Source organism: Streptomyces sp. NPDC057565 (genome assembly GCF_042801455.1).
Classification (GTDB): Bacteria; Actinomycetota; Actinomycetes; order Streptomycetales; family Streptomycetaceae; genus Streptomyces; species Streptomyces yanii.
On the sequence record NZ_JBHVFU010000128.1, the window covers coordinates 1 to 8,281 of the forward strand.

At 68.6% G+C, this 8,281-nt stretch carries 8 protein-coding genes and 1 pseudogene; 2 read left to right on the forward strand and 7 right to left on the reverse strand.

Annotated elements, in window-relative coordinates; all coding sequences use genetic code 11:
* Positions 1 to 345 precede the first annotated feature (345 nt).
* The 3 genes from ACFU8W_RS51555 to ACFU8W_RS51565 form a co-directional block, all read right to left on the reverse strand.
* Positions 346 to 1,920: a hypothetical protein gene (locus ACFU8W_RS51555; protein ID WP_384052752.1), complete on the reverse strand. Its 1,575-nt coding sequence runs from the start codon at positions 1,918 to 1,920 to the stop codon at positions 346 to 348.
* 384 nt (positions 1,921 to 2,304) lie between these two features.
* The gene (locus tag ACFU8W_RS51560) at positions 2,305 to 3,183 is read right to left on the reverse strand and encodes a GNAT family N-acetyltransferase (RefSeq protein ID WP_384052753.1); all 879 of its coding nucleotides are present in this window, start codon (positions 3,181 to 3,183) and stop codon (positions 2,305 to 2,307) included.
* A gap of 187 nt (positions 3,184 to 3,370) precedes the next feature.
* Entirely contained in the window at positions 3,371 to 3,601 is a 231-nt protein-coding gene (locus ACFU8W_RS51565; protein WP_384052754.1) for a hypothetical protein, read from the reverse strand.
* Between the two features lie 37 nt (positions 3,602 to 3,638).
* Between ACFU8W_RS51565 and ACFU8W_RS51570 the strand changes: the two genes are divergently transcribed.
* On the forward strand, positions 3,639 to 5,153 hold the full coding sequence (locus tag ACFU8W_RS51570; protein ID WP_384052755.1) for a competence protein CoiA family protein: 1,515 nt from the start codon (positions 3,639 to 3,641) through the stop codon (positions 5,151 to 5,153).
* Positions 5,154 to 5,303: 150 nt separating this feature from the next.
* Here ACFU8W_RS51570 and ACFU8W_RS51575 read toward each other — a convergent pair whose 3' ends face one another.
* The 3 genes and pseudogenes from ACFU8W_RS51575 to ACFU8W_RS51585 form a co-directional block, all read right to left on the reverse strand.
* Positions 5,304 to 6,509, reverse strand: coding sequence for an MFS transporter (locus tag ACFU8W_RS51575; RefSeq protein WP_384052756.1), 1,206 nt, complete (start codon positions 6,507 to 6,509; stop codon positions 5,304 to 5,306).
* A 96-nt stretch (positions 6,510 to 6,605) separates the two neighbouring features.
* Positions 6,606 to 7,571, reverse strand: a pseudogene (locus ACFU8W_RS51580) (integrase core domain-containing protein).
* On the reverse strand, positions 7,572 to 7,703 hold the full coding sequence (locus tag ACFU8W_RS51585; RefSeq protein ID WP_384052757.1) for a hypothetical protein: 132 nt from the start codon (positions 7,701 to 7,703) through the stop codon (positions 7,572 to 7,574).
* Between the two features lie 156 nt (positions 7,704 to 7,859).
* On the opposite strand from ACFU8W_RS51585, the gene ACFU8W_RS51590 reads away from it, so the two are divergent.
* Positions 7,860 to 8,012 (forward strand): hypothetical protein, encoded by a 153-nt coding sequence (locus ACFU8W_RS51590; protein WP_384052758.1) that lies wholly within the window; start codon positions 7,860 to 7,862, stop codon positions 8,010 to 8,012.
* 59 nt (positions 8,013 to 8,071) lie between these two features.
* Here the strand turns inward: ACFU8W_RS51590 and ACFU8W_RS51595 are convergent.
* Positions 8,072 to 8,281, reverse strand: a 210-nt coding sequence (locus ACFU8W_RS51595; protein ID WP_384050771.1) for a DUF2461 family protein, incomplete at its 5' end; no start/stop codon positions are given.

Here is an 8,281-nt window from a genome sequence, read left to right on the forward strand (position 1 = left end):
ATCGCCGACCCAGCGCGCCCCCGGCGAGCACCCAGCCACTTCCACGCCCTGTGCACCGCCGTCACCTGACCCCCACAAGATCACCAACAGAGTCACGGCGTTGGCTTCACACCGTTTGTTCTGCCTTTCCAGAACGAGTAGTGCCACCCGCAGCCGCCGTAGTCGTGGGGCCATCGTTTGCACGGGCGGCTGACCAGGTCGTACCTCTTCGGGACGGCGTCGCGTACCAGACCGGCCCTGTCGGCCAGGTACGACAATCGCCCCTGACCGGCCTTTCAAAGGCGCCATCGTCGGCAGCCGGCTGTGGGGCAGCGCCCCCTCCGACTGCCTGCCCCGTTCAGGCTTTTACCACTGGCGGCGCAGCTGGACGCACTCCGCAGTGACCTGGGCGAGGAGGTCGCTGTCGTCGGCGGGCGCGGGGCGCTGTAAGCGGTGCAGCAGGTCCCGGTGCAGGCGCAGCGCGTCATCGCTGCCGGTGGCGGCCAGGACAGCTGACCACAGGGGGCTGCCAGGGAGGGTCTTGTTCTCCGCTGTCTCCATCAGTGTCAGTTTGTCCTGGTGGGTGAGGCGGCTCAGCTCACGCTGCCCGGTCTTGTCCCCTATCTCGCGCCAGGTGGTGACCCGCTCCTCGCGGGCCGCCTTCTTCAGCGCCCCCATGACGAACGGCGCCAGGTAGCCGAGTTTCTCGGCGCGTTCGCGCTGTGCCTGGCGCTCCGCTGCCTCCTCTTGTTCACGCTGCACGGCCAACGCCCGCTCCGCCCGCTCCCGTCGGGCGGTCTTGTTCCGCTCACGCTGCTCCGCCAGCTGCTGCTCTGTCTGCTCGCGCCACTCCTTCTCCCGCTGAGCCTGGCGGGCCGCGCGCCGCTCCTCCTGCTTACGCCGGAGCGCGGCCTGCTCCTGGTCGTGCCGGACCCGCGCGACACGCACCGCCTCCCGTTCCTCGGCCGTCACGTCGAGATCCCTCATCAGCTGGGTGGCCTTGGTGAGGAGGAGGTATGTGGGCTGTTCCTGCAGCCGGGCCAGGACGGCCTGGCGTTGTCGGGCTCGTTCTTCGAGCTGCGTCTGACCACGGCGGAGAGCCAGGCGCAGCCGGGCGATGTTCTCCGGGACCTTTTCTGCTTCCAGGAGCTGCTGGATGGTTCGCACCGCGGTGTATAAACGGTCCGGCTGATCACGTATGGCGCGGTCGAGATGCATCAGTGCGCGTTTGACCGGGTCGTCCTGACGCACGGTGCTCGACGCCCGCGACCGGGAAGGCGCGAAACTGACGATCGAGCGCCCCTCGGACTCACTGTGCCGCAGCCCCGTGGCCATGGGCGCGCGGACGGCGTCGGGCCTGGTCGAGGTGTTCAGGCCCCGTGACGTCAGCTCGACGTCCTCCAGGCCGTCCCAGGTGGTGCCCACCCCCGGGTGTTCTGTGCCCAGCCGCATGACGCGGCCACTGCCGGGCCGGTCCTCGAAGCGGATGCGCTGCACGTAGCCGCGCTGTTCCAGGACGTCTGGAGCGATCCGCACGCCGGGCCCGAGGATGACTTCCCAGGAGCCGTCGTCCCAGCTGACGGGTCGGTTGCGGTCGAGGTGGACCAGGAGGATCCGCCCGTCCTCCAGCTGTACCAGCACGGCGGAGCCCAGCGGTTCGGGGTAACTGAACTCGGCAGTCAGGCCCTGCGTGTGCAGCCATGCCGCTAGGTGAGCCTTGGCGAACAAGTGGTTGGCACTGTCCTTGCCCTTCGCCTTGCGGCCGCACCGTTCGACCGAGCCGTCGGAAGCGTAATGCGCGAAATGACAGATCTTGTCGGTGCACAGCCGCGTGGTCAACCGCCGCCCGCAGCCGCCCTCGAACTTCGTGCCGCACCAGATGGTGTCGTTCTCGTGCGTTCGCCGAAAAGCCTCCAGCTCCTCCACGGTCTCCGGGCACACAGCAGGCTCGTCCGAGTCCGAACTCCCAAAAACCGCAGTCTGAATGAGGCGCCGGTCCATGGTGCTCCGTTGCTGCAAATGGATGACTCCGCAGCATTGTGCCGCCCGGCACTGACACACCCGGCGGAATTCGCCAGCCGCCGACCTCACCGCCACAGGTGCGCCGATGGCAATGAAAGGGAAACGCCGCACGTCACGGACCTCGGGAGAACCAGCCCCATGGGACGGCAGCCCGTCGTCCCGTCGTTCCTGGCCTGCCGCCGCTGGCGGCGGCAGGGGAGCAGGCCTGCGCCTTCGCGGGGGCGCTGTGCAACCACAGCCGGAGGCCTCGGTGACCGACGGGCCGGACGAGGTGATGCCCAAGTCCGGCCCGTCCGCCCGTCTCTACAGGTCGAGCTGATACTGCAGTGTCGTGTGCGTGGGCAGGTAGCCGAGGCTGTCGCTGATGTGTCTCATGTGCGTGTTGCTGTCGGCGGTGTCGGTCAGGAGGCCGCCAAGGTCCGGGTAGTGCCCGTGGGCCTGTCGGATCGACTCGGCCTTCATCCAGCGGCCGAGGCCGTGTCCGCGGTGCTCGGGCAGCACGCCGGTGCCGTAGTGCTGGGCATCACCTGTGCCGCCGCCGGGCACGACGAGTTCGGTGAACCCGGCGATCGAGCCGTTGGAGGTGTCGATGGCGACGACGGTGTGCAGGTGGTCGCCGCGCTGTTCGACGGCCTTTGCCGCAGCCCGGACCCGGTCCACGTCCCAGGTCGTGGTGCCATGGTCGGTGTCCTCCATGGGCATGTCGTCCATGGCGCGACGTGAGTCGGCGAAGGTCTGGGCGAGATCGTCGGGGACGGTTCCCTGCCAGGACGCCAGCCGGTAGCCGGAATGCGGACGCTCAATGATCTCTGCCAGGGAGGGGATGTCCACATCGGCCAGGGGCAGGCGGGAGTACCTCAGGGTGAGGACCTTGCGGAAGCCGCGGGCCGGCAGGAAGTGGTCGCCGGGCGATCCGGCCCCGGCCTGCACTACGACGCAGCGCCGGGTGTTGTCCCGGGCGGCGGCCACGGCAGTGTCGAGTAGCCGGGAGCCGACGCCCTTGCGGCGCTCCACGGGATGGACGTGGAGGGTCAGTTCGGCCAGGTGCTCTTGTCCGCCATCGAACAGACGCAGAAAGGCCGTCCCGACAGGGATGGAATCGGCGTCGGACGCCAGCCATGCAATGCGTCGGCTGTGCGCCCCGTGAGCGGGGTCGGTCAGTGGGGTGATGCGGAGCGACAAGGTGTCTCCGTCGTGAGGAGGTGGCAAAGGTCAGTACGCGGGCTCAACTGCTGGGCACTCCTGCGCATGTGCTCCACACCTCCTCGTCGACAGTGCCGGTCCGGATCAACATGAACGGCTGGGCGACCTTAGCTGGCCCATCGGCTCCTCGGCAAAGGGTTAACTGAAGGCTGCTGCGGCCGCGGGGTCACAGCCACTCATTGATGGCCGCGACCAGCACGGTTGCTTCGTAGCGGACGGCGAGTTTGTCGTATCTCGTGGCCACGGCCCGGTGGCGCTTGAGGCGATTGATCCCGCATTCGACCGCGTGCCTCTCGCGGTAGTCGGCCTTGTCGAACGTCGGCGGCTGTCCGACGACGCCCAGAGCACGCCATTTCCAGACCGGTGCAGGCGATAGCGGTGAAAGCGAATGTCGCATCGTGGTGAAAGATTCATGACGCCCATCACCTGATGCGATGTCAGTGCCCCGCGCCACACTGGCCTCCTCGCCGATCAGCAGGGGGGCCAGCGTGGCGTTCAGGGCCGTACATGCGCAGTGGGGAACTGTCTTCGCGCACCTGCCCGACCTCGGGTGCGGACGCAGTTGGGAAGCGGTCTGGAAGACCCGGCCACCCGCGCCGATCACCTGCGTCGAGTGCCAGCATCCGATGTACGCGAAAACCTCCCGCAGCGGCTTACGGTTCTTCGCCCATGCCCCGCACGCCCCCGACTGCGAGATCGCCCGCCAGGGCGAGTCCGAGGCCCACCACCTCCTCAAGCTCGAACTCGCCAGCGCGGCCCGGGACGCCGGCGCCCACGCCGAACTGGAAGTCCGGGCACCTGACGGCTCCTGGCGGGCCGACGTACTGGCCACCGACCCGGGCGGCCGATGGGCGATGGCGCTGGAGGCCCAGCTCGCCCCGATCACCGCTGCGGACATCACCGCCCGCGCCGACCGGATGCGCGAGCACGACGTCACCTCGATCTGGTTCAGCGACCGACCCCGTCCACCCTGGCTCGGCACCGTTCCCTCCATCCGCCTGGAGCAGCCCGAGGGGACCAAGCGCCTGGCCATCGCCGAAGGGCTGGTGAAGTTCACCGACCGCGGCTGGAGCGCCGTTCCGGCGTCCCTCACCCAGTTCCTCGCCTGGGCATTCGCCAGCCGTGTCGTCCCACACACCCCACGAACCCCGCTGTGGTACCCGCAGCGGTCGCTCGCCACGGTGTGGACGACCCCGCAGTACATCACCGCCGAGGACACCCACCTCGTCGAGGACGAACGCCAGCGGCGCGAGTACGAAGCCCGCATGGCCGCGCTAGGGGCGGCCCGAGAGAAGAAGCGGGACGAGATCCGTGCCAAGAACGCGATCTCCCGCGCGAAGGCCCTTGCCGAGGCGACCGCGGCCGAGCAAGCCGCCCGTGCCGCCCAGACCGGGAGACTGCGGGAGATCGCCATCCGCTTCCGTCCCGGCATCGACCTGGCCCTGGCGAAACTCGCCGACGAGCACGGTGTCACCGCGACCGTGGGCTGGAGCACCGGCGATCCCCGGTACGCCGGCGGCGTACCCCTCGTCGACGAGAACGGCGTCACGGCCGCCATCTTCGACCCGGACCCCGGGCGCGTCCGCGGCCACGCCTTCCGGCTCCTGGCCGGGCTCCTCCTAATCTTCCCCAGCCAGACCAGCCAACAGCGCTTCGAGAAGGCCAAAAAGCGCACCAAGTACAAGCCGATCGACGGCTACCGGACCGACTTCGTCGACGCCCCGCCCTCCGGCACCGCTCGCTCCCGCCGGCACACGTCCAGTGCCCACGCGTGCACCTGCACCACCCCGCAGCTCGTCGCGAGAATCCAGAACGCCGAATACCCCGCCGAGTCGAGCAACCAGATGGGACCCGCCACCGCGCTCTTCCGAGCCCAATGCCGGGCGTGCGGCGGCAGGTACGAGAAACCGTGGCGCCGGACCGGCAGCACACCCATCAACGGGGCATGACCCAGATACGCCAGAGCCACGGGATGATCTTGAGTTGTTGAGTGTCCCGTCCCGTCACTCGTTCGGCTCAGTGTCGTTGATGGTGATGTTGGGCTTCGTCTGGGGCGGGGTGGGTTGTGACCTCGATCGAGAGGACCGCGTATCCGCGGTTCAAGCGGCAGCAACGCCCGGCTGCGGCCGGGTCCGCATACCCCAGCGGGCAAGAGATGGGCCAGCAGCACCCAGCATTGCGAAGAACAACGCCAGCAGCAGCCAGCCCGCCGTGCCGAGGCCTAGCACCACCGTGGTGAGGATCGCAGGGGCAAGAGCCTGGCCCGCGTTGAAGCCGAGGCCGAGGACACCTTGGTACTGGCCCTGGGCATGGCCGGGGGCAAGACCGAAACCCAGGGCGAAGCACGCCGAGGACTCCCAGACCTCTCCCAGGCTATGGACGAAGATCGCCGCCAGGACCAGTCCTGCTGCCGCCCAGACAGGGGCGTACGCCGCCAGCGCCATCATCGGACAGCTGACGAGGAAGAGCAGCCCCGCAGTGCGAAACGCCCTGCCGCCGTCGTACGGGGTCTCGATACGGGAGCCGATCCTGGTCTGCACCAGTACGCAGAAGGCGGAATTGACTCCGAACAGTGCGGCCACCGTCCAACGCGGCGCTTCGGTGTGCTCGGAGATCCAGATCGGCAGGAGCAGGGAGACCACCGGGTACTGCAGTCCCATAGCCCCGTAGAGAGCGGTGAACGTCAGGAACGGACGGTCCGCGAAGACAAGCCAGCGCCGCTGCTGCGGCGGCGCTGCCAGCACCGGATAGCGGGGCAGCAGAAGCAGAAGCACCGCGCACAGGGCGAAGCTCGCCGCGTTGCCGAGAATCAGCGTGACATAGGCGCCGCGGGTGTCCGCGGCCAGCGCCAGCCCGGCACCCACCGTTCCCAGGACGACGCCCAGGTTGACGAAGGTGCGCAGCTTCGCCCGGAACATGGCCGGTCGCTCACCCCCGACCCGGGCCACCAGAGCCCCCCACGCCGCCCCTCCGACCGCCGCGGCGATCTGGTCGACCGTCGCGATGATCGTGAGCGCGGCCCAGCTCTCGACGAGGACGAGGGCCGCCATCGATACCGCCTGGACCGCGAGGGCCAGCATCATGATCACGCGTGCGCCACGCCGGTCAGCGAGATGACCCCCAGGTATCCCCGCGCACAAGCCGATCACTCCGGCGATGGTGAGCGCGGCGCCGACCTGCACCGCAGGCAGGCCCACGACCAAGGTGAAATAGAGCGCCGACGCCGCGTTGAACAGACCATTGCCGACCCGGTTGACGAAACTGGCGGCGACCAGCACGCGCTCCGGCCCACTGTCCCCCGCCATCCTGCCTATTCGACCTGCCAAACCACCCTTGATCATGGACCGCAGGCTAACAGCGCCGCAGAACCCTGCGCCTGCCGAAAACCTCATCCGTCCAGTTCAGGCCGCGTGCTGGTACTCGTGGAGGGTGTGGCCGAGGCGGTCGCGTCGTCGTATGTCGAGGCGGGCGATCTGGTCCGGATCGGTGATCGGCGTCGGCAAGGGACGCAGTGGGCGGGCGTTGGCGATGCCCTGGTGGGGTCGGTGGGAGTTGTAGAACTGTTCGAACTCGCGCAGGGCGTGGAGCAGATGCCGCTGGCTCCAGATCAAGGTCCGGTCCAGCAGCTCACGTCGGCAGGTCTGCACCCATCTCTCCATGATTGAGTTCATGCGGGGCATGCGGACTCCGGTGAGCACGACTTCAATGCCCGCACCGTTGAGGATCGCGTCGACAGGGCGGGGAATTTCCCGTCCCGGACCCTGATCATGTAGCGCGCGTGGCATCCCGCGTCCTCGAGGTCCATGACGAGGTTCCTCGCCGCCTGCGCTACCCAGGACGCGGTGGGATACGCGGTGGCGCCCAGGATCCGGATCCGTCGACTGGAGTGCTCGATCACCGCGAACACGCACAGCCGCGCCCCGGACAAGGTGACCGTCTCGAAGAAATCGCATGCCAGCAGGGCGTCTGCTTGGGACCGTAGGAAGCCTGACCACGTGCTTGAGGCCCGTTGGGGCGCCGGGTCGATCCCGGCCTCCCGGAGGATTTCCCAGACCGTGGAGGCGGCCACCTTGATCCCGAGAACGAGCAGTTCGCCGTGGATGCGGCGGTACCCCCAGCTTGGGTTCTCCCGCGCGAGCCGCAGCACCAGAAGCCGGATTGAGCGCACGGTCCGCGGCCGTCCCGAGGGCTTGGGCCGAGACCGGGCCGCGTGACGGCGGGCGACCAGATCACGGTGCCATCGCAGCAGCGTGTCCGGATGTACCACCAACCGCGCCCCGGCGAAGCACCCGAGATGGCAGACGGTGCAGTAGCGCCGCCAGGAACGCCCGGTCGCTCGCCGTGAACCGCACTCGCTGCCCGCCCAGCTACCGTTCCAGCACCGCGATCTGATGGCGTAGAGCCAGGATTCCCACGTCCTTGTCCCGGTCGCTCATCGGCAGCAGTCGCAGCATCGCTAACGCGTTTGTCACACCCAGGTACGCCAGTCTCAGTAGCACGACCGATCATAATGCCGGGTGATCATCATCCCTGCCAGAGCGCGCCGACGCAGGGCCCCGCGCCCGACATCCCAAAGATCACCGTACACCGGCTCCCACCAGCGCGGATGAGGCTATCGGCAGGGGCAGGGCTGAAAAGTGGGGAAGCCGCCCGCCGTGCTCACGACGTGTTCGGGCAACGCCCGCCGACGCACCATCAGACGCACCCGTGCCCAACAACGTGACAACGCCGTCCCCCTGGCCGAGGTGCCGGACAGCCATCGGGCGATGGACCACCGGTCGGCGCTGAAGGTGCGCGTCACCTTCTGAGCGCGGGGGCCGACGGCACGGGTTTGGTTCCTCCCGTGCCGCGCGGGGCCCTCGTGATGTCAGGCGGCGCGCTTCACGTGGCGGACCAGCCACATCAGCAGGGCGTCCAGGTCAGCGGCGGCCGAGAGGACTCGGTCGACCGCCTCGGGGGTGTGCAGCCACTCCTCGCAGCCGAGGGGACGGGCGGCGATCAGAGAACGGTGGCGCAGCAGGTTCGTACGGGAGTGGTCTGTCGGATAGCCGCGCGGGGGGCGTTTCATCACGTCCCC

Coding starts and splice junctions, on each gene's coding strand:
- ACFU8W_RS51565 (WP_384052754.1), bottom strand. CDS start 3,601: ATGCGACATTCGCTTTCACCGCTATCGCCTGCACCGGTCTGGAAATGG.
- ACFU8W_RS51570 (WP_384052755.1), top strand. CDS start 3,639: ATGTCAGTGCCCCGCGCCACACTGGCCTCCTCGCCGATCAGCAGGGGG.
- ACFU8W_RS51575 (WP_384052756.1), bottom strand. CDS start 6,509: ATGGCGGGGGACAGTGGGCCGGAGCGCGTGCTGGTCGCCGCCAGTTTC.